Annotated in this window: 23 protein-coding genes; 8 read left to right on the forward strand and 15 right to left on the reverse strand. The window is 71.6% G+C overall.

Features of this window, described 5'->3' with window-relative positions:
• Nucleotides 1-31: 31 nt before the first annotated feature.
• Complete coding sequence (locus tag ACERZO_RS12970) at nt 32-595, forward strand: dihydrofolate reductase family protein (protein ID WP_372664854.1); 564 nt, start codon at nt 32-34, stop codon at nt 593-595.
• A gap of 46 nt (nt 596-641) precedes the next feature.
• Here ACERZO_RS12970 and ACERZO_RS12975 read toward each other — a convergent pair whose 3' ends face one another.
• From ACERZO_RS12975 to ACERZO_RS12990, 4 genes are all read right to left on the reverse strand, one after another.
• A complete protein-coding gene (locus ACERZO_RS12975) occupies nt 642-1,286 on the reverse strand; it encodes an Asp23/Gls24 family envelope stress response protein (RefSeq protein WP_372664855.1) in 645 nt (214 codons plus the stop codon).
• 239 nt (nt 1,287-1,525) lie between these two features.
• Complete coding sequence (locus ACERZO_RS12980; RefSeq protein WP_372664856.1) at nt 1,526-2,746, reverse strand: SGNH/GDSL hydrolase family protein; 1,221 nt, start codon at nt 2,744-2,746, stop codon at nt 1,526-1,528.
• Nucleotides 2,743-5,040 (reverse strand): beta-xylosidase/alpha-l-arabinosidase, encoded by a 2,298-nt coding sequence (locus tag ACERZO_RS12985; protein WP_372664857.1) that lies wholly within the window; start codon nt 5,038-5,040, stop codon nt 2,743-2,745. Before ACERZO_RS12985 ends, ACERZO_RS12980 begins: the two co-directional genes overlap by 4 nt.
• Nucleotides 5,041-5,070: 30 nt before the next feature.
• On the reverse strand, nt 5,071-6,081 hold the full coding sequence (locus ACERZO_RS12990; RefSeq protein WP_372664858.1) for a LacI family DNA-binding transcriptional regulator: 1,011 nt from the start codon (nt 6,079-6,081) through the stop codon (nt 5,071-5,073).
• 133 nt (nt 6,082-6,214) lie between these two features.
• Here ACERZO_RS12990 and ACERZO_RS12995 point away from each other — a divergent pair, with 133 nt between their 5' ends.
• Genes ACERZO_RS12995 through ACERZO_RS13010 form a run of 4 tightly spaced genes read left to right on the forward strand, consistent with a single transcriptional unit; the run spans nt 6,215 to nt 12,311 of the window.
• Nucleotides 6,215-7,507 (forward strand): extracellular solute-binding protein, encoded by a 1,293-nt coding sequence (locus ACERZO_RS12995; protein WP_372664859.1) that lies wholly within the window; start codon nt 6,215-6,217, stop codon nt 7,505-7,507.
• Nucleotides 7,504-8,475 carry a carbohydrate ABC transporter permease gene (locus ACERZO_RS13000; RefSeq protein ID WP_372664860.1) on the forward strand — a complete coding sequence of 324 codons (972 nt, stop codon included), beginning with the start codon at nt 7,504-7,506 and terminating at the stop codon, nt 8,473-8,475. The genes ACERZO_RS12995 and ACERZO_RS13000 overlap by 4 nt, the downstream gene beginning before the upstream one ends.
• The gene (locus tag ACERZO_RS13005) at nt 8,475-9,299 is read left to right on the forward strand and encodes a carbohydrate ABC transporter permease (protein ID WP_372664861.1); all 825 of its coding nucleotides are present in this window, start codon (nt 8,475-8,477) and stop codon (nt 9,297-9,299) included. Before ACERZO_RS13000 ends, ACERZO_RS13005 begins: the two co-directional genes overlap by 1 nt.
• Before the next feature lie 15 nt (nt 9,300-9,314).
• Nucleotides 9,315-12,311 carry a glycosyl hydrolase 115 family protein gene (locus ACERZO_RS13010; protein ID WP_372664862.1) on the forward strand — a complete coding sequence of 999 codons (2,997 nt, stop codon included), beginning with the start codon at nt 9,315-9,317 and terminating at the stop codon, nt 12,309-12,311.
• A gap of 203 nt (nt 12,312-12,514) precedes the next feature.
• On the opposite strand, the gene ACERZO_RS13015 is transcribed toward ACERZO_RS13010, so the two are convergent.
• Nucleotides 12,515-13,576, reverse strand: coding sequence for a LacI family DNA-binding transcriptional regulator (locus ACERZO_RS13015; RefSeq protein ID WP_372664863.1), 1,062 nt, complete (start codon nt 13,574-13,576; stop codon nt 12,515-12,517).
• A 69-nt stretch (nt 13,577-13,645) separates the two neighbouring features.
• Between ACERZO_RS13015 and ACERZO_RS13020 the strand changes: the two genes are divergently transcribed.
• A complete protein-coding gene (locus ACERZO_RS13020) occupies nt 13,646-14,665 on the forward strand; it encodes an endo-1,4-beta-xylanase (RefSeq protein ID WP_372664864.1) in 1,020 nt (339 codons plus the stop codon).
• Here the strand turns inward: ACERZO_RS13020 and ACERZO_RS13025 are convergent.
• The 7 genes from ACERZO_RS13025 to ACERZO_RS13055 form a co-directional block, all read right to left on the reverse strand.
• Nucleotides 14,652-15,194, reverse strand: a complete 543-nt coding sequence (locus ACERZO_RS13025) for a polysaccharide deacetylase family protein (protein WP_372664865.1) — start codon at nt 15,192-15,194, stop codon at nt 14,652-14,654. The two genes, ACERZO_RS13020 and ACERZO_RS13025, sit on opposite strands and share 14 nt — an antisense overlap.
• A 56-nt stretch (nt 15,195-15,250) precedes the next feature.
• Nucleotides 15,251-16,183 (reverse strand): acyl-CoA desaturase, encoded by a 933-nt coding sequence (locus ACERZO_RS13030; protein ID WP_372664866.1) that lies wholly within the window; start codon nt 16,181-16,183, stop codon nt 15,251-15,253.
• 290 nt (nt 16,184-16,473) lie between these two features.
• Nucleotides 16,474-16,677: a cold-shock protein gene (locus ACERZO_RS13035; protein ID WP_004558414.1), complete on the reverse strand. Its 204-nt coding sequence runs from the start codon at nt 16,675-16,677 to the stop codon at nt 16,474-16,476.
• A 101-nt stretch (nt 16,678-16,778) separates the two neighbouring features.
• Complete coding sequence (locus ACERZO_RS13040) at nt 16,779-18,074, reverse strand: class I SAM-dependent methyltransferase (RefSeq protein ID WP_372664867.1); 1,296 nt, start codon at nt 18,072-18,074, stop codon at nt 16,779-16,781.
• Entirely contained in the window at nt 18,056-19,438 is a 1,383-nt protein-coding gene (locus ACERZO_RS13045) for an FAD-binding oxidoreductase (protein ID WP_372664868.1), read from the reverse strand. Before ACERZO_RS13045 ends, ACERZO_RS13040 begins: the two co-directional genes overlap by 19 nt.
• An 86-nt stretch (nt 19,439-19,524) precedes the next feature.
• Complete coding sequence (locus ACERZO_RS13050; RefSeq protein WP_372664869.1) at nt 19,525-20,058, reverse strand: hypothetical protein; 534 nt, start codon at nt 20,056-20,058, stop codon at nt 19,525-19,527.
• Nucleotides 20,055-20,477 (reverse strand): DUF6292 family protein, encoded by a 423-nt coding sequence (locus ACERZO_RS13055; RefSeq protein WP_372664870.1) that lies wholly within the window; start codon nt 20,475-20,477, stop codon nt 20,055-20,057. The genes ACERZO_RS13050 and ACERZO_RS13055 overlap by 4 nt, the downstream gene beginning before the upstream one ends.
• Before the next feature lie 184 nt (nt 20,478-20,661).
• Here ACERZO_RS13055 and ACERZO_RS13060 point away from each other — a divergent pair, with 184 nt between their 5' ends.
• Nucleotides 20,662-21,078: a DUF6292 family protein gene (locus tag ACERZO_RS13060; RefSeq protein ID WP_372664871.1), complete on the forward strand. Its 417-nt coding sequence runs from the start codon at nt 20,662-20,664 to the stop codon at nt 21,076-21,078.
• Between the two features lie 24 nt (nt 21,079-21,102).
• A complete protein-coding gene (locus tag ACERZO_RS13065; protein ID WP_372664872.1) occupies nt 21,103-23,046 on the forward strand; it encodes a S9 family peptidase in 1,944 nt (647 codons plus the stop codon).
• On the opposite strand, the gene hpaD is transcribed toward ACERZO_RS13065, so the two are convergent.
• Genes hpaD through dapA form a run of 3 tightly spaced genes read right to left on the reverse strand, consistent with a single transcriptional unit; the run spans nt 23,029 to nt 26,521 of the window.
• The gene (gene hpaD, locus ACERZO_RS13070; RefSeq protein ID WP_372664873.1) at nt 23,029-24,072 is read right to left on the reverse strand and encodes a 3,4-dihydroxyphenylacetate 2,3-dioxygenase; all 1,044 of its coding nucleotides are present in this window, start codon (nt 24,070-24,072) and stop codon (nt 23,029-23,031) included. The two genes, ACERZO_RS13065 and hpaD, sit on opposite strands and share 18 nt — an antisense overlap.
• Nucleotides 24,069-25,577: a 5-carboxymethyl-2-hydroxymuconate semialdehyde dehydrogenase gene (gene hpaE, locus ACERZO_RS13075; protein WP_372664874.1), complete on the reverse strand. Its 1,509-nt coding sequence runs from the start codon at nt 25,575-25,577 to the stop codon at nt 24,069-24,071. The genes hpaD and hpaE overlap by 4 nt, the downstream gene beginning before the upstream one ends.
• Nucleotides 25,574-26,521 carry a 4-hydroxy-tetrahydrodipicolinate synthase gene (dapA, locus tag ACERZO_RS13080; RefSeq protein WP_372664875.1) on the reverse strand — a complete coding sequence of 316 codons (948 nt, stop codon included), beginning with the start codon at nt 26,519-26,521 and terminating at the stop codon, nt 25,574-25,576. The genes hpaE and dapA overlap by 4 nt, the downstream gene beginning before the upstream one ends.
• Nucleotides 26,522-26,535 lie beyond the last annotated feature (14 nt).

The following is a 26,535-nucleotide window of genomic DNA, read 5'->3' on the forward strand; positions in this document are numbered from 1 at the left end:
CGGTGTAGCCCACTCCGGGAGGGAGTCCGCGATGACCGGACCGATCAGGCTGTACATGACCACGTCGCTCGACGGCTTTGTGGCCGGACCCGATGACCGGCCCGGTCAGGAGCTGGGCCGGGGCGGTTTCCGGCTGTTCGACTGGCTCGACGACCGGCACGGCGACGGGCCGAGTGCGCAGGTCTACGCCGAGGCCATGGCGACCGGGGCGATCATCTCCGGGCGGCGGACCTTCGAGCTGGCCGGGCGCTGGAACGGCGATCACCACGACGGCGTGCCGATCCACGTTCTGACCCACCACGTCGACCCGTCCGACACGCCGCCGGGGAGCGCGCGGTTCTTCACGGATGTCGTTGCGTGCGCGGAAGAAGCGCGCTCGGCGGCGGGTGGCCGCGCGGTCATGGTGCACGGTGCGGGTGCCGCGCATGCGTTGCTCGAAGCCGGCCTGCTGGACGAGCTGGAGCTGCACGTCGTGCCCGTGCTGCTCGGCGGCGGGCGGCGGTTGTTCGGCGATGGGGAACGAATCGAGCTGGAACTCGTCCGGCAGCTGACCGACCGCGACGTCCTTCACCTGCGCTACACCGTTCGCCGCTGAGGGGCGCCCGGTCCCGGGTGCGCGGTACCCGGGACCGAGCCGGTCGTCAGTCGGCGTCCGGGAAGTGGATGTCGGCGACGTGGACGTCCACCGTGGCCACCTCGAGGCCGAGGTACTCCTCGACCGCCTCGATCACCTGGACGCGGATCTGCTCGGCGAGCGTCTTGACCGCGCGGCCGAACTCGACCACCAGCGTCACGGCGATCGTCGCGACCTCGCCGTCCACCTCGACCGACGTGCCCGCCTCGTCGAGTTCGTGCACGCCCTCGGCCCCGCGGGCGACCCGGATCACGATCTTGCTGACGACGCCGTCGGCCACCGTCGTGCTGCCGCGGGCACCGGCGGCGGGCCGCGCGGCTTCTTCGGTCTCGTCCGCGACGACGACCGGCTCCGGCGTCTCGGCCTCTTCTTCGGCCGGCGCTTCGGCTTCCTCCGAAACCGCTTCCTCGGTGTCCTCGGCGGACTCCGACGACTCCGCGGCTTCGTCGGTCTCGTCGGCGGTGTCCTCTTCGGAGACGGCGTCGGTGGTGTCCTCTTCGGTCTCGACCTCGGCGGTGTCCTCGGCCGGCTCGACGGTCTCCGTCGTGCCCGCGTCCACCGTGTCGGTGGCCGTGGTGCCGTACTCGTAGCTCTCTGAACTGGGCGTTTCGTTCTGGGCGCGACCGAAGATGCTGTTGATGACGTCGGACATGATTTCCCCTTTTCGGGATCGTCGACTGCGGATGGGGGACGAGCAGACGGCGACATGATAGGGGCAGGCCGGTGACCCACGTCACCGGACCCGGGAGTTCGAGACTCGCTTGTGTCCCAACGGATACCCGTTGACTGGACCACTGATCACCGAGCGTCAGGCCGGGGTCGCCGGTCCGTGATCGCGGGTCGGAAATGGCGTCCAGGAATTGTCCACTTCCGGACCGCTGGACAATTCCTTCACCCCTCCCGGAATAGGCCGGCCGGAATGCTGGAACCCAATGCCCGGTACCCGGCGGGGTTGAGGTGCAGGTGGTCACCGACGTCGTAGGCGGGCAGCAGCCGGGTCGGGGCCGCCGGGTCTTGGGCCACCCGGTCGAAGTCGAGGACCGCGTCGAAATGGCCGCCGCGGATCCACGCGTTCACCGTGCTTCGCGCCGCTTCCCGCTCCGGCGAGTCGTAGCCGGTGTTGCCGCCGAACGGTGTCAACGTTGCTCCGTACACCCGGATCCCCGCCGCGTGGGCGCGCGTCAGGATCTGGTCGTACGCGTCGATCAGGTCCGCGGCCGTGGAGGCAGCGGCGGGAGGGGCCGCCGTGCCGATGTCGTTGACGCCCTCGAAGACGATCGCCCACGACACGCCGCTCGTCGCCAGCAGGTCGCGGTCCAGCCGGGCCAGGACGTTCGGGCCCAGGCCGTCCTGCAGTACGCGGTTGCCGCCCGCGGCCTGGTTCACGACGGCGGCCGAGACCCGCGAAGCCAGCACGTCCGGCCAGCGGTCGTTGCCGTTCGTCGTCGACCCGCGGCCGTCTGACAGCGAGTCGCCGATCACCGCCACCGCCGACGCCGGCGACAGCACCTCGACGCCGCTCAGGAAGTACCAGTGGTCGACCGGCGTCGCACCGGGCAGATCGAGCGCGGCGACCTGATCACCCGCCAGCAGGTAGGACGTCGTCCGCGAGCCCGGGTGCGATGTGATCGACAGCGACGCCTGGCCGTGTGCCAGGTACGTCGTCACCGTGATGTTCTCGAACGCGCGCACCGGGAACGGCAGCGGGTCGGACACGACCTGCGCGCCCATCGGCACCGTCGTCGACGGCTTGCCGTGGAACGTCACCGGGACGACGCTGCCCGGCACCACCGCGGAAACCCCGGCGGCGCCGGAAACCGGCCGGGCCACCGAAACCGCGGTGATCGGCAGGGCGGAACCGCCGAAGGCGTTCGAAAACCGCAGCCGGATCCGCGGTCCGCCGGCGGAAACGTGCGCGGTCTGGCGCACGGATGCGTTGTCCAGCACCCGGTCGGCACCCGTGAACGGCGCCGGCGGCAGGTTGGACGGTTCCGTCAGCTGCGGCATCGACGTCCAGGTCGCCACCCAGTGCGACGCGGGCGGCCGCCCCGAGGCACCGACGAACAGTGCGGTCAGGACCGCGAGGCAGAAGACCGCCAGGGTGCGCTTCACGCCCCGAACTCCGGCGTCATCACCCGATCGACGCCGACGTAACGCCGGGCGCCGGTCAGCGTGCAGTGCAGGGTCGCGACGATCTGCTCGCTCGACGTCCCCACCCGCAGCTCGACGTCGCCCGGCTCGACCAGGCGGCGGCCCGCCCGGCCCGTGTACGACGTCAGGTCCGCGTGCAGCCCGATGTCCACGACCACCGTCGCCCCCGGTTCCACCGCGACCCGGCGGGCCGCGATCAGCTGGCGCTCCGGCCGCGCGACCTCCGCGACCGGGTCGTGCAGGTACACCTGGACCACTTCGGACGCCGTCCGCGCGTGCTCGTTGCGCAGGGTCACCCGGACCCGGCAGACGCCGTCGGTCGGCCACAGCGATCCCGTCGCGCTGACGTCGGCCCAGGTCACCGGTGTGTAGGAAAGCCCGTGCCCGAACGGGAACAACGCCGAGGGGTCGACCGTGCTCACCTCGCTGCGGCGGCCGAGCGGCGCGGCGAGGTACGTCGACGGCTGGCTCGCGCCGGCCGCCGGGAAGCTCACCGGCAGCCGGCCGCTCGGGTCGATCCGTCCACTGAGGACACCCGCCAGCGCCGGACCGCCCTCCTCGCCGGGGTAGAACCCGCAGACCACCGCCGCGAGGCGGTCGACCTGCCGTGAAAGCTCGTACGGCCGCCCCGACAGCAGGACGACGATGACCGGCTTCCCGGTGGCGAGCAGGGCTTCCAGGAGCTCCTCCTGCCGGCCCGGCAGCCGCAGGTCGGCCGCGTCGCAGCCTTCGCCGGACGTCCCGCCGCCGAACAACCCGGCCAGGTCGCCCAGCACCGCCACGCACACCGACGCCGAATCGCACGCGGCGACGGCCTCGGCGATCCCGTCGTCGTCGCCCCCGGTGACCGGGCAGCCGAGCGCGTAGGTGACTTCGAAGGACTCGCGCAGCGCCTCGACCACCGTCGGCACCGAGACGCCGAACGGGACGTCCGGGTGGTGGACGCCGACGTGCAGCGGGAAGGAGTAGCAGCCGAGCATCGCGCCGGGCGCGTCCGCGCGCGGCCCCACGACGGCGATCCGGGCGTCCGCCGCCAACGGCAGCGTCCCGTCGTTCTGCAGCAGGACAATGGACTTCTCGGCCACTTCGCGGGCCAGCGCTCGCGACGACGGGTCGTCGAGGTCGACCTCTTCGGGCACCTCCGGCGCCCAATCCGCGTCGAGCAGGCCCAGCTCGCACTTCTGCCGCAGCACCCGCTCGAGGGCGCGGTCGACGGCGGCGGCGTCGACCGCACCCCCTTCCACCGCGGCGAGCAGCGGCTCGCCGTAGCAGTCCATGGTGGGCAGTTCCACGTCGATGCCCGCGGTCAGCGCCTGCCCGGCCGCGTCGCCGCGGTCGGCCGCGACGCCGTGCAGGCGGTGCAGGAACGCCACGGAGAAGTAGTCGGAGACGACGGTGCCGCTGAACCCGTAGGTGTCCCGCAGCAGGTCGGTCAGCAGGGAGGGGTCGGCGGCGCCAGGGACGCCGTCGACGTCGGTGTAGGTGTTCATCACCGACCGCGCGCCCGCGCGCAGCGCCAGCTCGAACGGCGGGAGCAGGACGTCCGCGATCTCACGCGGTCCGGCCGAAACCGGGGCCAGGTTGCGCCCGGCGCGGGAAGCGGAGTAGCCGACGAAGTGCTTCAAGGTGGCGATCACGCCCGCGGACTCGAGCCCGGCGACGTACGCGCTGCCGATCGTCCCGACCAGGTAGGGGTCTTCGCCGATGGTCTCTTCGACGCGGCCCCAGCGCAGGTCGCGGGCGACGTCGAGGACCGGCGCGAGGCCCTGGTGCACGCCCAGCCCGCGCATGGTCCGCCCGATCCGCTCGGCCATCCGCCGCACCAGGTCCGGGTCGAACGTCGCGCCCCAGGACAGCGGCGCCGGGTAGATCGTCGCCTGCCACGCGGCCAACCCGGTCAGGCATTCCTCGTGCACGACGGCGGGGATGCCGAACCGGTTGCTGGAGACGATCTGGCGCTGCGTGCGGGCGAGGCTGTGCGCGCCGACCAGCGGGTCGACCGGCCGGGTGCCGAAGACGCGGGTCAGCTGGCCGATGCCGTGGCGGACCAGGTCGTCGAAGTCGACCGCGGGGTCGTCGAAGTCGTGCTGGTGCGGCGCGACCTCGCCGCCGGAGTCGATGCCGACCCAGATGCCGTAGAGCTGGCCGAGCTTTTCGCGCAGGGTCATGCGCGCCATCAGCGCACGGACGCGTTCGCCGGGGTCGGCCGCGGGGTCGCGCCACGGCTCGTGTGCCGTGGTGGGCTGCGTGGTCAAGGCTTTTCCGCCCTTCGTCGGGTGGGGAGATTAAGAGAGGGCCCGGGTGGAGTGCCGCACCACGAGGCCGGTGTCGAGGGTGACGTGCGTGCGCCCGACGTCGTCGCCGTTGATCAGCGCGATGAGCATGCTGATCGCCCGGTGGCCCATTTCGCGGATCGGCTGGTCCACTGTGGTCAGTGGCGGGCTGCAGAGCGCGGACTCGGGAACGTTGTCGAAGCCGACCACGGAAAGGTCGTCGGGCACCGAAAGACCCAGCTCGCGGGCCGCCCCGACGGTCGCGATGGCCGAGATGTCGTTCGCGGCGAACACGGCGGTCGGCCGGTCCGGGCCGGTCAGCAGGTCGTGGGCCGAGGCGGCGGAGACCTCCGGGTCGTACGCGCCGATCCGGATCAGGCTTTCGTCGGCCGGCACTCCCGCGGCTTCGAGCGCGCGCAGGTAACCCGCCTTGCGCAGGGTCGCCGATTCGAGGTCGGGACGGCCGGAGAGGAACGCGATCCGGCGGTGCCCCAGCTCGAGGAGGTGCTCGGTGGCCAGCTGCGCCCCGCGCAGGTTGTCGGAGTCGATGGTGGGCAGGTGCGACGGCCCGGTGTGCGGGTCGACCGCGACGACCGGCGTGCCGGGGACGGCCTCCAGCGAGACGGCCGGCGTGACCAGTACGGCGCCGTCGACGAGCGTGCCGGAAAGCCGGGACAGGTAACGCTTTTCCCAGCCCGACGGGTCGCCGGTGCGCCCGCCCGCGGAGTAGACGACGAGCTCGAACCCGCTGCCGCGGATGGCGTCCGCGGCCCCCTTGAGCAGCTCGGTGGAGAACGGTTCGAGGTCGGCGACCAGGATCCCGATCACGTTGGTCCGGTGGTTTCTCAGGCTCTGCGCCACGAGGCTCGCCTCGTAGCCGAGTTCTTCGATCACCGCGCGGACCTTCGCGAGCGTCGCGGCGGAGACGCCGTAGCGCTCGTTGATCACTTTGGACACCGTGGCCACCGAGACGCCGGCCCGGGCCGCGACGTCACGGATGGTCACCCTGGAACTGGGCTGCATCGGCTCAGACTAACCATGGAAAACGTTATCGACAACGATTGACATCCGATTTGCCCGGGAGCAGACTCTTCGCCAACCCGGGCGCAGTCGCGCCCCGTCCAACTCGGCCGAAGTCGTCAGGAGTGGACCCACGATGTCTGTCAAACGCCGGATCCCCGTTCTCGCCGCCCTGGCGGCCGTCGTTCCGCTCGCGCTTTCCGCGTGCAGCGGGGGGACCGAAACGCCCGCGCAGCCGAGCGGCCCGGTCACCCTCACCTGGTGGCACAACGGCACGACCGACCCGATCAAGTCGATCTGGGAGAAGGTCGTCGTCGACTACCACCAGGCGCACCCCGACGTCACGATCAAGGCGCAGCCGCTGCAGAACGAGGACTTCCCCACCAAGGTGCCCCTCGCGCTGCAGGGCGCCGAGCCACCGGACGTCTACCAGTCCTGGGGCGCCGGTGAGCTCGCCTCGCAGGTCACCTCGGGCAAGCTCGCCGACATCACCGACGCGACCAAGCCGTGGATCGGCCAGGCGGGCAAGTTCGCCGAGAGCTGGCAGGTCGACGGCAAGCAGTACGGCGTGCCGTTCGCGCAGCACTTCGTCGGCTTCTGGTACCGCAAGGACCTCTTCACCCAGGCCGGGATCACCGCGCCGCCGAAGACGATGGACGAGCTCAACGCCGCCGTCACCGCGCTGAAGGCCAAGGGCATCGCGCCGATCGCCGTCGGCGGCAAGGACCGCTGGCCGGACGCCTTCTACTACAACTACTTCGCGGTCCGCGAGTGCTCCGCCGACGTGCTCAAGCAGTCGGTGAAGGCGGTCAAGCTCGAGGACCCGTGCTGGACGAAGGCCGGGCAGGACCTGAAGAACTTCCTGGCCACCCAACCGTTCCAGACCGGGTTCGCCGGCACTCCCGCCCAGCAGGGCGCGGGCAGCTCCGCCGGCCTGGTCGCCAACGGCAAGGCGGCGATGGAGCTGCAGGGCGACTGGGAGCCCGGCACGATGTCGTCGCTGACCGAGGACAAGCAGCTGGACTCGAAGATCGGCTGGTTCGCGTTCCCGTCGGTCGCCGGCGGCCAGGGCGACCCGGCGGCCGTGCTCGGCGGCGGTGACGGCTTCGCCTGCACCAGCCGCGCGTCGAAGGCGTGCGCGGACTTCCTGCAGTACCTGAACTCCGAGCCGGTGCAGACCCAGCTCGCGGCGCAGGGGACCGGCCTGCCGGTGAACGCCGCGGCGGCGAAGTCGCTGAAGACCGACACGCTGAAAGAGGTCTTCGACTACGGGACCAAGGCTCCCTACCTGCAGATGTACTTCGACAAGGCGTTCCCGACCGCGGTCGGCGCGGCGCTGAACGACGCCGTCGCGAACATGTTCGCGGGTCAGGGCACCCCCGAAGGCATCGTGGCCGCCGTCAACCAGGCCGCGGCGGGCAACAAGTGACCACGGCGACGTCGCCGGTGCGGACGGCGAACCGGCCGTCCGCACCGGCGGCCCGGCCCCGGGCGAAGCGGTCCGGTCTGGGCAAGCGGCTCGAGCTGGCCCTGCTGCTCGGGCCGGCCCTGCTGCTGTTCGCCGGGTTCGTCCTGGTGCCGATCGGGATCGCCGGGTTCTACAGCTTGTTCCAGTGGAACGGCTTCGGCCCGCTCGACAAGTTCATCGGCTTCGACAACTACGCCGACGCCTTCAGCGGCGAGGTGTTCCAGAGCGCCATCGCGCACAACCTGATCATCGCCGGGCTGTCGATCGTGGTGCAGCTGCCGCTGTCGATCGGGCTGGCGATGCTGCTCAACCGGAAGCTGCGCGGCCGCGCGGTGCTGCGCGCCCTGGTGTTCGCGCCGTACGTGCTTTCCGAAGCGATCACCGCGGTGATCTGGGTGCTCATGCTGCAGCCGGGCGGCTTCGCCGACCAGGTGCTCAAGGGCGCCGGGCTCGGCGGCCTGATCCACCAGTGGCTGGCCGACCCGGGCATCGTGCTCTACACGATGTTCGCGGTGATCACCTGGAAGTACATCGGCTTCGGCATCATCCTGCTGCTCGCCGGCCTCCAGGGGGTGCCCGCCGAGCTGCGCGAAGCCGCCGCGCTCGACGGCGCGTCGGCCTGGCAGACGACCCGGCACGTCGTGCTCCCGCTGCTCGGGCCGACGATCCGGATCTGGATCTTCCTGTCGGTGATCGGCTCCCTGCAGCTGTTCGACGTCGTGTGGATCATGACGACGGGCGGCCCGGCGAACGCGTCGACGACGATGGCGACCTACCTGGTCGACCACGGCTTCAAGCGCTACGAGTTCGGGTTCGGCTCCGCCGTCGCGGTGATCCTCTTCGTCATCTGCTTCGTGTTCGCCCTGCTGTACCAGCGGTTCGCGCTGCGCCGCGACACGCAGGGCGCCTTGACCAGGATGGTGGGCTGATGCGCACGCGCGGGTTCGGCATGGCGACGGGGTACCTCGCGGCGATCGTCGTGCTGGGCGTGACCGTCGTGCCGCTGCTGTTCGTCGTGCTCGGCGGCTTCCGCACCAACGCCCAGATCAACACCGATCCGGCCGGGCTGCCCGGCCCGTGGGTGACGGACAACTACGCCTCGGTGCTCGGCTCGAGCGCGTTCTGGACGTTCCTCGGCAACAGCGCGCTGATCGCCGTGATCGCGACCGTGGTCGCCGTCGGCCTGGGCTCGATGGCCGGGTACGCGCTGTCGCGGTACCACTTCAAGGGTCGGGAGGCGTTGTACACGCTGTTCACGCTCGGCCTGCTCTTCCCGCTCACCGTGGCGACGCTGCCGCTCTACCTGTGGTTGCGCCAGCTCGGCATGCTCGAGAGCTTCTGGGGCGTGGCGATCCCCGAAGCGGCGTTCTCCCTGCCGGTGACGATCGTGATCCTGCGTCCGTTCATGCACGCCATCCCCGGCGAGCTGGAGGACGCGGCCGTGCTCGACGGCGCCAGCAGGCTCGGCTTCTTCTGGCGCATCCTGCTGCCGCTGTCGGCGCCCGCGCTGACCACGGTCGCCGTGCTCGCCTTCGTCACCAGCTGGAACGCCTACCTGTTGCCGCTGCTGGTGTTCAACGATTCCGCGCGCTTCACGCTCCCGCTCGGCGTCGCCATGTTCCAGTCCCAGTTCTCCCAGGACACCGCCCGCGTGCTCGCGTTCACCGCGCTGTCGATGATCCCGGCGCTCGCGTTCTTCGTGCTCGCCGAACGGCGCATCGTCGGCGGGCTGACCGGATCCGTGAAGGGCTGACTCAGGAGGTCTGCCGTGCCGTCCGAGGTACACCGTCGTGCCTTCTTGCAGTTGCTCGCGCTGGCCGGGGCCGGCTCGGCAGCCCTGCCGGGCCTGGCCGAGGCCGGGACCGGGTTTCCGTTGGTGTCGCGGGGGAAAGCCGCGACGATCGTCGTGAGCCAGGGCGACCTGCCGGGGGTCCGGCGGGTGGTGGGGGACCTGGCCGCCGACGTCGAGCGCGTCACGGGGGTGCGGCCCGCGGTCGCGTTCGACGTCGCTCCCGCCGACGGGCCGGTCGTGCTCGTCGGCACCCTCGGCCACAGCCCGCTGGTCGACTCGCTGGTGTCGTCCGGCCGCCTGGACGTCCGCGGGATCGCCGGGAAGTGGGAGACGTCGCTGCGCCAGGTCGTCGACGGCAGGCTCGTGCTGACCGGCAGCGACCAGCGCGGTGTGATCTACGGCGTCTACGAGATCTCGCGGCGCATCGGCGTCTCGCCGTGGTACTGGTGGGCCGACGTCCCGCCGGTCCGGGCGTCGGAGCTGCACATCCCGGGCGAGCGGTTCAGCCTCGGGACGCCGCACGTGAAGTACCGCGGGTTCTTCATCAACGACGAGAACCCGGCGCTCGGCACCTGGGCACCGGAGTACTTCGGGCCGGGTCTCGCGCCCGGCTACCCCGGCGGGTTCAACCACCTGTTCTACGCCAAGGTGTTCGAGACCATGCTGCGGCTGCGGGCGAACTACCTGTGGCCGGCGGTCTGGGGCCGCGCGTTCGCCGAGGACGACCCGCTCAACCACGCCACCGCCAAGGAGTACGGAGTCGTGATGGGCACCTCGCACGAGGCGCCGATGATGCGGGGCATCGAAGAGTGGAACCGGCACGCGTCACCCGGGCACGACCCGTACGGCGGCACGGGGGAGTGGAGCTTCCGCCGCAACGGCGACGCCATCAAGGCCTACTGGACCGACGGCATCCGCCGGATGGCCCGCGAGGACTTCGAGGGCGTCGTCACGCTCGGCATGCGCGGCAACGGCGACGTCAGCCTGCCCGACGGTGACGGCATCGAGCTGATGCGGGAGATCATCGCGGCGGAGCGGGACATCCTCGCGCGCGAGCTGAGCACGGACGTCCCGCAGGTGTGGACGCTGTACAAGGAGGTCCAGCGGTACTGGGCCCAGGGCCTGCGCCCGCCGGACGACGTCATCGTGGTGTTCACCGACGACAACTGGGGCAACGTCCGCAAGCACCCGGACCTTTCGCTGCCGCCGCACCCGGGCGGGTACGGCCTGTACTACCACTTCGACTACGTCGGCGGCGGCCGCAACTACAAGTGGGTCGACACCGCGTTGCTCGCGAACACGTGGGAGCAGCTGCACCAGACGGTTTCCCACGGCAACGACCGGCTTTGGGTCGCCAACGTCGGCGACATGAAGGGCAACGAGCTGCCGCTGCAGTTCTTCCTCGACTACGCGTGGGACCCCGCCGCTCTTCCGGTCGACCGGCTGTCCACATGGGAGCGTTCGTTCGCCGCGGAGAACTTCGGGCCCGCGCTCGCGTCGGACATCGCGTCGGTGCTGCACGACTACGGGCGGCTGCAGTCGCGCCGCAAGCCCGAGCTGCTGAACCGGCGGATCACGGTGGACAGCGCCGGGGTGATCACCTACGACGACCGGATGACGCCGTTCAGCCTGGTCGACTACCGCGAGCTGGACCGCGTCACCGAGGAGTGGCAGGACCTCGGCGCGCGGGCGGCGCGGATCTCCGCGCGGGTGCCGGCGGCCTACCGGGACGCGTTCTTCGAACTGGTGGGGTACGCGGTCACGGCGTCGGCGAACCTGTACGCGTTGCGGCGGGCCGAGTTCACGAACCTCTTGTACGCGGCGCAGGGGCGGGCGTCGGCCAACGGGCTGGCCGCCGTCACCGAAGCGCGGTTCGCCGACGACCTGGCGCTCGCGGAGAAGTACAACACCGGCATCGCGGGCGGCAAGTGGAAGGGGTTCCAGACCCAGCCGCACATCGACTACGGCGACGTCGCCCGCTACGGGCCCAACGCGCCGTGGCAGCAGCCGGAGCTGAACAACGTCGCGCTGCCGGACGTCATCTTCCCGGCGGTGCGGCGGATCGAGTTGCCGGTGGCGGCTTCCCTGGGCGTCGCGGTCGACGGGTCGGCGGAGGCGTGGCCGGGTGCGGCGGGGCGTCCGGTGCTGCCGGAGTTCAGCCCGTACCAGAGCGCGCCGGCGCAGTACATCGACGTCTTCAACCGCGGGCGGACGCCGTTCCGGTGCCAGGTCTCCGTCGCCGGGGCGCCGTGGCTCCGGGTCGAGCCGCGCGGCGGCCGGGTGGAGGAGGAGCTGCGGATGACCGTGCGGATCGACTGGAGCCGGGCGCCTCGCGAGACCACGACGGTGCCGATCACGGTGTCGGGGGCGGGGCAGTCGGTGGTGGTGGACGCGGTCGTGCGGCACGTGGACCTGCCGGCGTCGTGGCGGCGCGGGTTCGTCGAGGCGGGCGGGTACGTGTCGATGGAGGCGGCGCACTGCAGCGCGAACGTGCCGGCGGGGCCGGTCGCGTGGCGCGCGATCCCGGACCTGGGCCGCACGGGCGCGGGGATGACGCCGTTCCCGGTGACGGCGCCGAGCCGGCCGGCGGGCGCGGGTCCGCGGCTGGAGTACCGGCTGACGCTGGTGACGCCGGGGCCGGTGACGGTGTGGGCGTACTTGTCGCCGCGCAGCAATGTGTTGCCGGGCGACGGGTTGCGGTACGCGGTGTCGTTCGACGACGCGGAGCCGCAGGTCGTGAACATCACGAAGGCCACGGGCGCGGACGACATGACCATGAACCGCCAGTGGGAGCGCACGACGTCGGACAACGTGAACTTGACGTCGACGCGGCACGAGGTCGGGGCGGGGCCGCACGTGCTGAAGGTGTGGATGGTGGACCCGGCGGTGGTGGTGCAGAAGCTCGTGGTCGACACCGGTGGGCTGCGGCCGAGCTACTTCGGGCCGCCGGAGAGCATGCGGTGGCCGGGATGAGCGGGCCGAGGGCGGCCCGGCTCGCCGGGGCGGTGCGGGGTTCGCGGGGCGGTGCGGGGTTCGTGGGGCGAGCGGCCGCGGCTCGGCGGCCTGCCGAGCGCCCACCCGCCGGGGCGCCCCCCGTTTCTCACTCTACCGGTGGGCACCGACAATTCCGGCGCCCGGAAGTCGGCGAACGACCGCCGGCCCCACCGGTCGCTCGCTCAGACCCGGCCGACCGACACCACCTGGTGCGCCGGGGCGGCCGTGCTCTGCCGGACCACCAGGCTCGTCGCCAGCTCCAGCCGGTGGCTCTCCGGGTGCGTCCCGCGCGCCAGGGAAATCGCCAGCCGGGCGCCCGCCGCCGCCATCTCCTGCAGCGGCTGGCGGATCGTCGTCAGCTCCGGCGTCAGCCACCGGGCCACCGGCAGGTCGTCGAAGCCCACCACGCTCAGGTCGTCCGGGATGCGCAACCCCGCGTCGCGCGCTGCCTCGTACACCCCCAGCGCCTGCAGGTCGCTGCCCGCGAACACCGCCGTCGGACGATCCGGGAGGGTCAGCAGTGACGCCAGCTCCCGGTAACCCGACCGGACGTGGAAGTCGCCCTTGCGCACCAGCGCCGGGTCGAACGCCAGCCCCGCCGTCTCCAACGCCGTCCGGTAACCGTCGATCCGGGCGCGGCTGCACAGCACGCCGTCCGGCCCGCCGATCATCGCGATCCGCCGGTGCCCCAGCTCCACCAGGTGCCGGGTCGCGGTCAGCCCGCCCTGCCAGTTCGTGGCCCCGATCGAGGGCGTCTCCGGCCCCGGCGCCCCGGCCGGGTCGACCACGACCAGCGGGATGTCCCGGGCCCGCAGCTTCGCCAGCTGCCCGCCGGTGAAGTCGGAGCACACCGAAACGATGCCAACCGGCCGCCGCGCCAGGACGCTTTCCAGCCAGCTCTGGCCGGGCGTGTGCCGGCCCGACGATTCCGCCAGCACGACCGCCATTCCGTTTTCGCGGGCGACGTACTCGACCCCGCGGATGATTTCCAGTGCCCACGTGCTTTCGAGTTCGTGGAACATCAGTTCCAGCAAGCGGGAACGGCGGGACCGTTCGTCGGCCCGGCGGCGGTAACCGTATTTACCGATGACGGCTTCCACTCTCGCCCGGGTGCTTTCGGCGACGTCGGGACGGCCGTTGAGGACTTTCGAAACGGTCGGGACGGAAACCCCGGTTTCGGCCGCGATCCGGGCGATGGTGACCCGGGACGGAAGGGGCTCGGGATCGTCGGACTTCGTTGTCATGGAGGAGATTCTAGGTCATCGAAACCCGGTTTGACACACCTCGAAACTTTCGGAAAACGGAGGATGCAGATGCTGCGAAGAATTCCTATTAAACGCGCGCTGATGACGGCCGCGATCGTCGCGGGCATTGCCGTGGGGCAGGCGCCCGCGGCTTCGGCGTCGGTTCCGCTGAAAGCCATCACCCACAAGTACGTCGGCAGTGCGGTGGCGGCCGCGTACCTGGCGAACGAACCCGACTACCGGGCCGTGCTGACCCGTGAATTCGACAACGTGACGCCCGAAAACGAGATGAAATGGGGGACGGTCGAAGCCGTCCGCGGGCAGTACGACTGGTCGGGCGCCGACGCGATCGTCGAATACGCGCAGGCGACCCGCAAGACCGTCCGCGGGCACACCCTGGTCTGGCACTCCCAGCTGCCGGACTGGGTCGCGGCGCTGCCCGCCGACGAGCTGCGCCGCGTCCTGCGCGACCACATCACCACGGAGGTCAAGCGGTACAAGGGAAAGATCCGCGCGTGGGACGTCGTCAATGAAATTTTCAACGAGGACGGCACCCGCCGCGACACCGTCTTCCGGCAGAAGCTCGGTGACGGCTTCGTCGCGGACGTCTTCCGCTGGGCGCACGCGGCCGACCCCCACGCGAAGCTCTACATCAACGACTACAACATCGAAGGGATCAACCCGAAGAGCGACGCGGTCTACGACCTGGTGAAGACGCTGCGGCGGCAGGGCGTGCCGATCGACGGCGTCGGCGTGCAGGGGCACCTGTCGATCCAGTACGGCTTCCCTGGCCAGTACCGCGAAAACCTGGCCCGCTTCGCCAGGATCGGCGTGGAGACCGCGGTCACCGAGGCGGACGTCCGGATCCCGACCCCGCCCGACGCGGCGAAGCTGGACACGCAGGCGAGCTACTTCGACCAGCTCTGGGACGGCTGCCAGGCGGTCCGCCGGTGCGTCGAGTTCACGACGTGGGGCTTCACCGACCGGCATTCGTGGGTGCCGGACGTGTTCCCCGGTGAGGGGGCGGCCTGCCTGTTCGACGAGAACCTGCAGCCGAAGCCGGCGTACCTGCGGATCAACCCCTGGTGAGTCCCGGCCGCAGGCCGCGGGCGGCGAGCGCCGCGAGGATCCGCGGCACCGCCGCCACGGTCGCCGGGCGGCCTTCGTGCAGCAGCACGACGGCGCCCGGCTCGGCGCCGTCGGCCGCGGCCACGATGTCGTCCGCGGTCGCGCCCGCCCAGTCTCGGGTGTCGACGGTCCACAGCACCTCGGTCAGCCCGTGCGCGGCGGCCGTCTGCGCCACCGAAGGATCCGTGTCGCCGTAGGGCGGCCGGAACAGCACCGGCCGCACTCCGGTCAGCGAAACCAGGAGGTCCTGCGTCCGCCGGACCTCCTGGTCGCGCACGTCCGCGGAGACGCCGGTCAGGTGCGGGTGCGTCCACGTGTGGTTGCCGAGCACGTGGCCGGCGGCCGCGATCTCGCGCACCAGTTCCGGGTGCGCGGCAGCGTGTTCGCCCCACAGGAAGAACGTCGCCCGCACCCCGCCGAGCGCCGCCAGCAGCGCCGGCGTGGTCGAGGGGTACGGGCCGTCGTCGAAGGTCAGCGCCACCGTGTCCATCCGGCCAAGGTCGCCCGGCGCGGGCGCGGGTGGCAAGGACTTTCGGCGGGCTTTCGTCAGCGGGCCAGCGCGGCCAGCCGCTTGGGGGTGGGCCACCGGACGTGCCACGCCCAGCCCAGCTTCTCGAACGCCCAGATCACCCGCGCGGAGACGTCGATCTGGCCGCGCAGCACGCCGTGGCGGGCCGACGTCGGGTCGGCGTGGTGGGTGTTGTGCCAGGACTCGCCCATCGACAGGATCGCCAGCGGCCAGAAGTTCGCCGACCGGTCGCGGCTGGCGAACGGGCGCTCGCCGATCATGTGGCAGATCGAGTTCACCGACCACGTCACGTGGTGCTGGAAGGAGATCCGGGCGAGGCCGGCCCAGAGGAACGCGGTCAGCGCGCCCCACCACGACAGCGTGATCAGGCCGCCGAGCAGCGGCGGGAGCAGCAGGCTCAGCACGACCCACAGCGGGAAGAGCCGGTCGACGACGCGCATGTCGCGGTCGCCCGCCAGGTCGGGGGCGAAGCGGTCGACGTTGGTCTTGTCGCGCCCGAAGAGCCAGCCCATGTGGGCGTGCCAGAAGCCGCGGGCGAGCGCCACCGGCGACGTGCCGAACAGCCACGGCGAGTGCGGGTCGCCCTCGCGGTCGGAGAAGGCGTGGTGACGGCGGTGGTCGGCGACCCAGCCGATCACCGGGCCCTGCGCGGCGAGGCCGCCGGCGATGGCCAGCGCGATCCGCAGCGCCCGCTTCGCGCGGAACGCGCCGTGGGTGAAGTAGCGGTGGTAGCCGACGGTGATGCCCAGCGTCGACACGACGAAGAACGCGCCGCCGATGGTGAGGTCGAGCCAGCTGACGCCCCAGCCCCAGAACACCGGGACGGCCGCGGCGAGCGCGAGGAACGGGACCAGCAGGAACGTCCGGATGGTGATCAGCTCGGCCACCGTCTGGCGGCCGGAGAGCACGGGTTTCGGGACGGAACGGGGAGCCTTCACGGAGGCTGTCATGCACTTCTCGTTTCGAGGTCGACGCGCGCCGGGACGTGTCCGCGCGCGGGCGGCCGGGGAGCGGGAACACCCGGCGGTCAGCGGTCTGCGGCCGATCGGGCACGTCGCCGCTCCTGTCGGCGATCGGCCCGCTTGGCCCTGCGTCGGGAGTGAGACCGGCGGGACGCCGGCATCCGAGGGGGCTCTCGACCCGCACCACGTTACCTGATCGTTGTGAATCCGCAGTGTGGCCGCGCACGAGAAAGGCCCCCGCCCCGGTGGGGGCGAGGGCCTTCAGGATGCCTCGTGGCTCAGATGACGCTGACGCGCTGGGCCTGCGGGCCCTTCTGGCCCTGGCCGATTTCGAACTCCACGCGCTGACCCTCGTCGAGCGACTTGAAGCCGCTGCCCTGGATCTCGGAGTAGTGGACGAACACGTCCGGACCCCCGCCGTCCTGCGCGATGAAGCCGAAGCCCTTTTCGCCGTTGAACCACTTGACACTGCCCTGAGCCATACCCATACCTACTCTTTTTTGGTGAGCCTGGACGTCCCGTTCGGACACCCGGTCTCAGGACCATCCTCGCATTGCCGGACCGTGGAGGCCAGCCCCGGTGGTCAAACTCCCCAATCGGGGCGCAGCGGCATGCCCATCCCGCCCTCGCGGTCGGTCCGCACCCCGAGGATCTGGTGCAGCTCGATCTCCCGGCGTTCGAACGCCAGCCGGCAGGCCGCGAGGTACAGCGCCCACACCCGGCTGCGCCCGGCGCCCGCCTCGGCGACGGCCTCGTCCCAGTGCTCGTCGAGGTTCGCGCACCACCCGGCCAGGGTCAGCGCGTAGTGCTCGCGGAGGTTCTCCGAGTGCCGGACCTCCAGCCCGGCGTCGTGCATCGCGGTCATCAGCTCGCCGGGGGCCTCGAGCTCGCCGTCCGGGAAGACGTACCGGTCGATGAACCCGCGCGAGCGGTGGGCGACGCTGCTGTCCGGGTTGGTGATGCAGTGGTTGAGCAGCCGCCCGTGCGGCTTGAGCTTCTCCGCGAGGAACCGGAAGTAGCCGGGCACGTTGCGGGCGCCGATGTGCTCGGTGAGGCCGATCGAGGAGATCGCGTCGAACCCGGTCTCGGTGACGTCCCGGTAGTCGAGGTGGCGGATCTCGGCGCGGTCGGCCAGCCCGAGGGCGACGATGTTCTTCTGTGCCCACTGGGCCTGCTCGCGCGAAAGCGTGACCCCGAGCGCCTCGACGCCGTAGTGCCGGACGGCGTGCGCGACCATGCCGCCCCAGCCGCAGCCGACGTCGAGCAGCTTCATCCCGGGCTGGAGGCCGAGCTTGCGGCAGACCAGGTCGAACTTGTGGTACTGCGCCTCCTCCAGGGAGGAGCCCGCCTCCGGGAACACCGCGCACGTGTAGGCCATCGACGGGCCGAGGACCAGTTCGTAGAACCGGTTGGACACGTCGTAGTGGCTGGCGATGGCCTCGCTGTCGCGGCCCTTCGAGTGCCGCAGCGCGGTCAGCCCGCGCCGGAACCGGCTCGGGTGCTCCTCGGCGGGCGGCTTGACCACGCGCAGGTGGCGCGGGCCGAGCTTGCGCAGCAGCCACAGCCGGTCGGCGGCGCTGAGCTGGTCGACCTGGGCCGCCAGCGCGTGCAGCGCGGTGTAGAGGTCGCCGTCGACGTCGAGCGCGCCGGCGACGTACGCGCGAGCGAGGCCGAGGTCGCCGGGGGAGGACATCAGGTAGTCCAGGGCCAGGGGCGAGTGCACCCGGATCGCGACCGGCGCGTCGGCCGGGCCGCTGCTGCTGCCGTCGTAGGCGGTGATCGACACGGTCGCGCGGGGGCCGAGCAGGCGCTCGAAGACCTCGCCGACCGGGATGCTTGCCTGGTTCACGTTCGTTCCTTTCACCGGCGGCGGACGCATTTCTCGTAGAGGCCGAGCAGCCGCCCGCCCGGGTCGTAGGTCCGCTTGAGGTCCCGGTAGGCGGCACCGTTGTACAGCCGCCAGAACTCGTCCTCGGCGTAGAAGCTGTCCGAGTAGAGCGACTTGTGCCCGCCCAGCCGGGTGACCTCGGCTTCGATCATCCGGTTGTGCACGCCGTCGCGCTCGCCGGGGTCGAGCGGGACGGCCGACCAGAACCCGAAGTTGACGTACAGCGCGTCGGGGTCCAGCTCGTAGAGCGGCCAGCGCACGCCGCCGGGGCGCTGCCGCAGCGGGCAGATCCAGACCGGGCTGATCGGGATCTCCCGTTCGAAGAACTCGAGGAACTCCGCGGCGCGCCCGATCGGGACCTCGATGTCCTGCACGATCGTCTCCTCCGGGGGGAGGCGACGCAGCTTGAGCAGCCGCTCGGCGATCCGGAACCGGCGGTCGAGCGCCACGGCCTTCCAGTAGACCGAGGACCGCAGGAACCGGCGGCCTAGCAGCAGCCGCGGCAGCCGGTGCTGGACGCCGAACGCGCGCGAGCACCAGAACCAGTCGGTGTCCCAGCGCCAGAGGTAGTCGCGGACGGTGAGGTGGTCGGTTTCCCGCCGCTGGATCGAGCGGTAGTAGATGTCCAGCCAGGTGTAGTCGCTCGTCGCGGGCGCGGTGTCGGTGAAGCTCGCCAGGGTCAGGTAGAGCTCGTCGGGGCCGAAGACCGTGCCGTCGACGAAGTCGTGCTCGCCGCTGTCGCAGGCTTCCGTGAGGGCCCGGAAGTACGTGTCCCGGTCGCGGTAGCGGACGTGCCGCAGCGCCACGAACGGCTTGACCGGCTCGAGGACGATCTTCAGGCGCAGCGCGTAGCCGAGGGTGCCGTAGGAGTTGGGGAAGCCGCGGAAGAGGTCCTGGTGCTCGTTGTCCGGCGTCGCGACGACGATCCGGCCGTCGCCGGTGAGCACCTCGAGCTCGAGCACCGACTCGTGCGGCATGCCGTTGCGGAACGACGAGGACTCGATGCCGAGGCCGGTCACCGCGCCGCCGAGGGTGATGGTCTTCAGCTGCGGCACGACCAGCGGCATCAGGCCGTGCGGCAGGGTGGCGTCGACGAGCTGTTCGTAGGTGACCATCCCTTCGACGTCGGCGGTGCGGCTTTCGGGGTCGACGCGCAGCACGTGGGTGAAGCCGGAGACGTCCAGCCCGGGGTGCTTCGCGGCGGCCCGGGACCGGAAGAGGTTGGAGGTGCGCTTCGCGAGCCGGACGGTCGCTTCGCCGGCGATCGCCGTGAGCTGCCGCCGCAGCGCGTCGACGCGGGCCTCGTGTTCGGGGAACGGCGGGGCTTCCGGCACCCCGGCCTGATCGATGGTCACGAGTCCGATCCTGCCTCACGCCGACGGCGGGCGCACCGCGCCGTCCCGGCCCGGTTTTCCGGTCCGTCCCGGCAGGCGGGAACGGTTCAGGCGGCGGCGTGCAGCGGGGTGTCCTCTTCGAGCAGTTCCGCCGCTTCGGCCAGGAACGCGTCGATCTTCCGCAGCCGCTCGGCGGTCCGGCGTTCGACGGCGGCCAGGTGCTCGGCGCGGCGCCGGGCGTAGTCGGCTTCGCCGGCCGCGCGGGCCCGGGCGTCGTCGAGTTTCCGGGCCGCCGTTTCCTCGGCTTCGCGGACGATCGCCGCGGCTCGCTGCCGGGCTGCCGCGACGACGCCGTCGGCTTCGGCGTGGGCCAGCTCGAGCAGCTGCCGCACGCGGTCTCCGACCGCGGCCGGGTCGGCGGGCGTCCGGCACAGGCGGTCGGCGCGGGCCCGCAACGCGGCGTTGTCGGAGCGAGCCTGTTCGAGCCGCCGCGCGAGGGTCTCCGCTTCGGCGACCGCGGCGTCGCGGTCGGCGGTGAGCAGGCGGATCTCGGTGAGCAGCTCGTCGATCCGCTCGTCGACCTGGTCCCGGTCATAGCCGCGAAGGGTCAGGGCGAAGCTCTCCGGCAGGGGGAGCGTCATGACCGGCGCAGGAGGGCGGCGAGCCCGGCGTCGGTCGCGGACCGCAGCTCGACGGGGTCGGGGCGGCCGACGGTGTGGTCGTCCTCGTGCAGCGCGGTGACGAACCGCGCGACCCGCCGCGGCGCCGGAGCCACCGTCGGGCCGCCCAGGTAGCGCAGGACGATCAGGTCCTCGCCGGAGTGCGTCTCGACGGCGGCCGCCCAGCCGCGTTCCTCGTCCCAGAGGAGCGCGACGTCACGGTCGGGGTAGTGCGGCAGCCGCGTGTCGAGGGCGACGTACGCCGACAGCGGCGCGTCGTGGTCGAGGGTGCACGACTCGAGGCCGATCCCGAGCTCGGCGGTGACGTCACGCAGGTAGTCGAGCAGCGCGGGGACGGCGGGGTGCTGGTAACCGGTCGGCAGCGCGATCGATGCGGTCACGGGGGACTGGACCTTTCTCGTGGTGGTTCTGTTACTACCGTTCTAACATGTCATCGAAACGATGACAAGTGAGATGTCGCCGGATTGATGACGTCAGCCGATCGGGGTTGATCGCGGCGGTGGCGGGGTATCCGGCGCTCGGACCGCGGGGATCCCGCGGCGGGACGGGGAAAGCGAGGCGGCGTTGAGCATTCTGATCGATTTCGGGCGCGACACGGAGTTCTCGTTCGAGCGGGGGTTGCGCGGGTACGTCGCCGCGGTGGCCCGCGCGGTGGGGGTCGGGCTGGAATCCTGCACACTGGACGCGGGCACCCCCGCGGCGGCGTACATCGCGCTCGACTGGCGCCTGAGCCGGTTCGCCGAACACGACCTGGCCCTGGTCTGGGACGAGGCGAACGGCTGGGCGGCGGCGATCGAGGACGCCGGCGGCGCGACGGTGCTGTCCTACCTGGGCGGCGAAGTACTCCCCGAACCCCGTGCGGTCGTCCGCTTCCTGGCGGCGGTCCGTGCCGGCGACCCGGACGCCGGGACGTTGGAGGCCCCGGAGCTGCGCGAGCCGGGCCGGCACGAGGAACTGCTGGGAACGCTGGCCCCCGGCTGATCGGTTTGCGGCACACTGGGCCGGGTGCTGAACGCGGAAACTGCGGTGGACCGGAAAGTGCCGCGCGATCCGCGGGTCTCCCCGGACGGCCGGTGGGTCGTCCACCGGACGGCACCGGTGGGCCGGGCGGGGAAGCACCCGGTGAGCGAGTTGTGGCTGGCACCTGCTGATGGCAGTGCGGCTCCTCGGGAGCTGGCTGCCGGGGCGGTTGCGGAAAACCACGTGCCGCGGTGGGCGCCGGACTCGGGTTCGGTGTTCTTCCTGTCGGATCGTGCCGAGCGGGGAACGGCGCAGCTGCACCGGATCGCACTCGACGGCGGTGAGCCCGAGCAGCTCACCGGCTGGCCGGTGGGTATCAGTGGCCATGTTCCGCTCTCGGAGTCGGTGGTCGTGATCGCGCCGGATCCCGGGGAACGGCCGGGTGATCCGCGGGTGCGGACCGTGCCGCGGGCCGGGGAAGCCGATGGCCGTGGGGAGCGACCGGCCGAGCCCCGGACCGCTGCGGAGGCTGATGGCGGCGGCGTGCGGCCGGAGAGTTTCCGCGCCGGCGAACGCGAAGCCCGCACCGATCCGCCGGGCCGCTGGGACACCGCCGACCGCCCCGATCGGCTCTGGCTGCTCGACCTCCGCACCTCCGCCGTCAAGCCCCTCGGCGACCTCGGCCGCCGGCACGTGCGCGAAGTCGCCGCCCGGCCGGACGGGACCACCCTCGCCGTCCTCACCTGGTCCTGCGCCGATCGCGAGCCCGGCGTCTTCGAACCCGGCCTCCACTTCGTCGACCTCACCACCGGCGAGACCCGTGACCAACCCACCCCGGCTCTCGAGGCGTCCCACCCGGCCTGGTGGCACGACGGCACCGAGTGGCACCTCGCCTACCTGGGCCTGACCCCGCCGGGTCTCATCGGTGGCACCGCGGTCTTCGACAACGGCGACAACCTCACCGCGGGCCTGGACAGCTGCCCGATCGAACTCACCCAGGTCGACACCGGCCCACCCCTCGCCTTGTTCGCCGACGGCCTGGACACGACGCTGCGCCGCCTCGAGCCCGGCGGGAGGACCTTCACCGAGGTCACCGAAGTCCACGGCACCTCCCTCACCGCGAGCCGGGACGGCGGCACGATCGCGCTCGCCGTGAGCACCGCAGCCGTGCCCGAGGAAATCCACGCCGGCGCGCCACACGGCCTGAAACGCGTCAGCGCGCCGGCTCCACCAGGCACTTGGGGCACCCAGCAGCGGCTGGCCTACCGCGCCCCCGACGGCCTGGCCCTCGACGGTCTCCTGATCCTGCCGCCCGGCACAACGCGGGCCGACGGCCCGTTCCCCCTCGTCACGCTCGTCCACGGCGGCCCGTACGACCGCTACGCCGACCGCTTCCACCTCGGCTGGTACCCCTCCGGCCAGTGGCTCGCCGCGGCCGGGTTCGCGGTGTTCCTCCCGAACGCGCGCGGCGGCATGGGCCATGGCCACGCCTTCGCGGCGAGTGTCGCCGGGGACGTCGGCGGTGCGGAGTTCACCGACGTCCTCGCCGGCATCGACGTCCTCGTCGAAGCCGGCGTCGCCGACGAAGCCCGGCTCGGCATCGGCGGCTGGAGCCACGGCGGGTTCTTCGCCGCCTGGGCGGTCACGCAGACCGACCGCTTCAAAGCGGCCGTGGTCGGCGCCGGCGTCATCGACTGGCCGCTCTTGGCCGCGACCGGCGAGCACAGCCGGTTCGAAGCGGCACTGGGCGGCCGGGACAACAGCCCGATCACCCACGCCCACCGCATCCGCACGCCCGTCCTCATCCTGCACGGCGAGGGCGACACCAACGTCCCGCTGTCGCAAGCCGAACTCCTGCACCGCGCCCTCGGCGACCGGCACCACGAGTTCGTCGTCTACCCGCGCGAGAACCACTCGCTCCGCGAACGCGACCACCAGATCGACGCCCTGGACCGCTCGCGGGCCTGGTTCTCAGACCTGCTCGCCTAGCTTGAACTCCGCCTCCCCGGTGCTGAAGGAGAACCCGTCCGCGCCGATGGTGACGTCGGCTTCGCGCGGCTCGGCCCGTGCGACGACGGGCTGGACCTCGCCGGCCAGGTCCAGCACCACCGACGCGTCGGTGTACCAGCTCGGCACCACCGGGTTGCCCCACCAGTCGCGGCGCTGGTTGTCGTGGACGTCCCACGTGATCACCGGGTTGTCCGGGTCGCCGGTGTAGTAGTCGTGCGTGTAGATCTCGATGCGGTGCCCGTCCGGGTCCCGGACGTAGAGGTAGAACGCGTTCGAGACGCCGTGCCGGCCCGGGCCGCGCTCGATCATGCCGGGCTTGCGCAGCGCGCCGAGGTGGTCGCAGATGTGCAGGATCTGGTGGCGTTCGTGGGACGCGAACGCGATGTGGTGCAGCCGCGGGCCGTCGCCGCCGGTCAGGGCGACGTCGTGGACCGTCGGCTTGCGGAACATCCAGGCCGCGTACACCGTGCCCTCCTCGTCCTGAATGTCCTCCGACACGCGGAAACCCAGGCCCTCGTAGTACTTCCGGGCCGCCGGGACGTCGGGAGTGTCCACGTTGAAGTGGTCCAATCGCGACAGTGCGCCGGCGCCGTGGACGTCGTAGCGCTGCGTGAACCGCTCGACGTGCTCGGCCTCGTGGAAGAACTCGACCGGGAACCCGAGCGGGTCGACGACCCGCACCGCCTCGCCGATGCCGCGCGTGGCGCCCGCCGCGCGCCGCTCGACCCGGCAGCCGAGCGAGCGGTAGTACTCTTCGGCCAGGTCGAGATCGAGAGGGGCGCGGACGCGGTAGGCGAGCACGGCCAGCGCGGGCGTGGACCCCTTGCGCAGCACCAGCGAATGGTGCAGGTACTCCTCGAAGGCCCGCAGGTAGAGCGCCTCGGAATCTTCGTGGGTCACGACGAGCCCGAGCACGTCGACGTAGAACGCCCGCGACGCGGCGAGGTCGGTGACGACGAGTTCGGCGTACGCGCAGCGGAGGACGTCCGGCGGGGTGGCGGTCATGACTGTCCCTTCCGGACGCTGCCGAACCGGGCCGTGTGCACCGGCCCGAGCGACACGTGGATCGCCTGCTGGTGGGTGTAGAAGTCGAGCGAGCGGTAGCCGCCTTCGTGGCCGAGGCCGGACGCCTTGACCCCGCCGAACGGCGTCCGCAGGTCGCGGACGTTGTGCGAGTTCAGCCAGACCATCCCGGCCTCGACGGACTGCGCGAAGGTGTGCGCCCGCTCCAAAGTGGACGTCCACAGATACGCCGCGAGCCCGTACTTGACGTCGTTGGCCAGCGCCAGGGCTTCGGCTTCGGTGTCGAACGGCGTCAGCGCGACGACCGGTCCGAAGATCTCTTCCTGGAAGATGCGAGCGGACGGCGGCACATCGGCGAACACCGTCGGCGCCACGTAGTTTCCGGTGTCCAATCCGGACGGACGCCCGCCGCCGGCGAGCAGCCGGCCCTCGGACTTGCCCAGCTCGACGTACCGCATCACCTTCTCGTAGTGCTCCGGGTGGACCAGCGCGCCGACTTCGGTGGCCGGGTCGTGCGGGTCGCCGACGACGATGTTCGCCGCCCGTTCGGCGTACCGGGAACAGAACTCGTCGTAGATCGAACGCTCGACGAGGATCCGGCTGCCCGCCGTGCAGCGTTCGCCGTTGAGCGAGAACACGCCGAACAGCGTCGAGTCGAGCGCGGCGTCGAGGTCCGCGTCGGCGAACACGATCGCCGGGGACTTGCCGCCCAGCTCCATCGACATGCCCTTGAGGTGCCCCGCGCAGTTGCGGTAGATCGTCTGCCCGGTCGTGGTCTCGCCGGTGAACGAGATCAGCGGCACGTCCGGGTGCTTGACGAGCGCGTCGCCCGCCTCTTCGCCGAAGCCGTTGACGAGGTTGAACACGCCGTCCGGCAGCCCGGCGCCGGCGAAGATCCCCGCCCACAGGCTCGCCGACAGCGGCGTGAACTCGGCCGGCTTGAGCACCACCGTGCACCCGGAAGCCAGTGCGGGGGCGAGCTTCCAGCTCTCCAGCATGAACGGCGTGTTCCACGGCGTGATCAACCCGGCGACCCCGACCGGCTTGCGGTGCACGTAGTTCACCTGCCGCCCGGGCACCTGGTAGGTGTCGTCGGCCTGCGCCACGACGAGGTCGGCGAAGAACCGGAAGTTCTCGGCCGCGCGCCGCGCCTGCCCGAGCGCCTGGGTGATGGGCAGGCCGGTGTCGAACGTCTCCAGCTCGGCGAGCCGCGCGTCCTGCGCCTCGACGGCGTCGGCGATCTTGTTCAGGATCCGCGCGCGGGCCCGGGGCAGCATCCGCGGCCACGGCCCGTCGGTGAACGCCGTGCGCGCCGCGGCGACGGCCCGGTCGACGTCCTCGGCCTGGCCCGCGGCCGCGGTGACGTACGGGGTGTTCGACACCGGGTCGAGCACGTCGAACGTCTTGCCCGAGACGCTGTCGACGAGCTCACCGCCGATGTAGTGCTTGAGCTCGCCCGGCAGCCCTTCCGGGACGTAGTGGGTCATCGCTTTCCTTCCACGGTGAAGCCTTCGGCCGGCGTGAGATACTTTTCGCCTTCGGCCATCAGGTCGGTGATCCGCGCGACGCCGGACTCGGTCGGCGGGATCAGCGGCGGCCGGACGTGCCCGGAGGCGATCAGCCCGCGCTGCTCCAGCACCCACTTGCCCGGCGCCGGGTTGGTCTCGACGAACAGCAGGTCGACCAGGGGGTGCAGGCCGTAGTGGATTTCCCGCGCCCGCTCGTGGTCGCCGGACTGCCACGCGGTGTACATCTCCGCGCACGCGGCCGGGGCGATGTTGGCCGTCGCGCTGACGAACCCGGCACCGCCGAGGGCCAGCAGCGGCAGGCAGAGCAGCTCGATCCCGGACCACACCAGCAGCTCGCGCCCGCACAGGTGCAGCACACGGGAGAAGTGCTCGAAGTCCTTCGTCGTCTCCTTGATCCCCACGAAGTTGCCGCACGACCGGAACAGGCGCGCGACCGTCTCCGGCGCGAGGTCGACCGCGGTCCGGCTCGGCACGTTGTAGGCGACGATCGGCAGGTCGGGGAACTCGCGGCAGACCGTGCGGTACCAGACGAACAGCGCGTCCTGCGTGGGCCGCGCGTAGTACGGCGTGATGACCAGCGCCGCGTCGATGCCGGCGTCCCGCGCCAGCGCGGTCAGCTCCAGGGTCTCGTCGAGCTTCGCCGAACCGGTGCCCGGGACGAACGGGACGCGGTCGCCGACCTCGGCGGCCACCGTCCGGATCGCCTCGGCGCGCTCGGCGACCGTCTGGGAACCCGGTTCGCCGGTGGAACCGCCGATCGAGATGCCGTGCGAGCCGGCCGCGAGCTGCCAGCGGACGAGGTTCGTCAGGCCGTCGTGGTCGACGGCGCCGTCGGCCGTGAACGGCGTCATCAGCGGCGCGATCGACCCGCGGATGGCCTGGGGGTCGGAGCGGAAGCGCATGGGGGTCCTTCCTG

The organism is Amycolatopsis kentuckyensis (assembly GCF_041679295.1).
GTDB lineage: Bacteria > Actinomycetota > Actinomycetes > Mycobacteriales > Pseudonocardiaceae > Amycolatopsis > Amycolatopsis kentuckyensis_A.

Excerpts from the sequence above, each read along its gene's own strand:
- ACERZO_RS13040 (WP_372664867.1), bottom strand. The coding sequence starts at position 18,074 with ATGCGTCCGCCGCCGGTGAAAGGAACGAACGTGAACCAGGCAAGCATC.
- hpaD (WP_372664873.1), bottom strand. The coding sequence starts at position 24,072 with ATGACCGCCACCCCGCCGGACGTCCTCCGCTGCGCGTACGCCGAACTC.
- ACERZO_RS12970 (WP_372664854.1), top strand. The coding sequence starts at position 32 with ATGACCGGACCGATCAGGCTGTACATGACCACGTCGCTCGACGGCTTT.
- ACERZO_RS13035 (WP_004558414.1), bottom strand. The coding sequence starts at position 16,677 with ATGGCTCAGGGCAGTGTCAAGTGGTTCAACGGCGAAAAGGGCTTCGGC.
- ACERZO_RS13015 (WP_372664863.1), bottom strand. The coding sequence starts at position 13,576 with ATGACAACGAAGTCCGACGATCCCGAGCCCCTTCCGTCCCGGGTCACC.
- ACERZO_RS12995 (WP_372664859.1), top strand. The coding sequence starts at position 6,215 with ATGTCTGTCAAACGCCGGATCCCCGTTCTCGCCGCCCTGGCGGCCGTC.
- dapA (WP_372664875.1), bottom strand. The coding sequence starts at position 26,521 with ATGCGCTTCCGCTCCGACCCCCAGGCCATCCGCGGGTCGATCGCGCCG.
- ACERZO_RS12975 (WP_372664855.1), bottom strand. The coding sequence starts at position 1,286 with ATGTCCGACGTCATCAACAGCATCTTCGGTCGCGCCCAGAACGAAACG.
- hpaE (WP_372664874.1), bottom strand. The coding sequence starts at position 25,577 with ATGACCCACTACGTCCCGGAAGGGCTGCCGGGCGAGCTCAAGCACTAC.
- ACERZO_RS13050 (WP_372664869.1), bottom strand. The coding sequence starts at position 20,058 with ATGACGCTCCCCCTGCCGGAGAGCTTCGCCCTGACCCTTCGCGGCTAT.
- ACERZO_RS13005 (WP_372664861.1), top strand. The coding sequence starts at position 8,475 with ATGCGCACGCGCGGGTTCGGCATGGCGACGGGGTACCTCGCGGCGATC.
- ACERZO_RS13020 (WP_372664864.1), top strand. The coding sequence starts at position 13,646 with ATGCTGCGAAGAATTCCTATTAAACGCGCGCTGATGACGGCCGCGATC.
- ACERZO_RS12990 (WP_372664858.1), bottom strand. The coding sequence starts at position 6,081 with ATGCAGCCCAGTTCCAGGGTGACCATCCGTGACGTCGCGGCCCGGGCC.
- ACERZO_RS13030 (WP_372664866.1), bottom strand. The coding sequence starts at position 16,183 with ATGACAGCCTCCGTGAAGGCTCCCCGTTCCGTCCCGAAACCCGTGCTC.
- ACERZO_RS13025 (WP_372664865.1), bottom strand. The coding sequence starts at position 15,194 with ATGGACACGGTGGCGCTGACCTTCGACGACGGCCCGTACCCCTCGACC.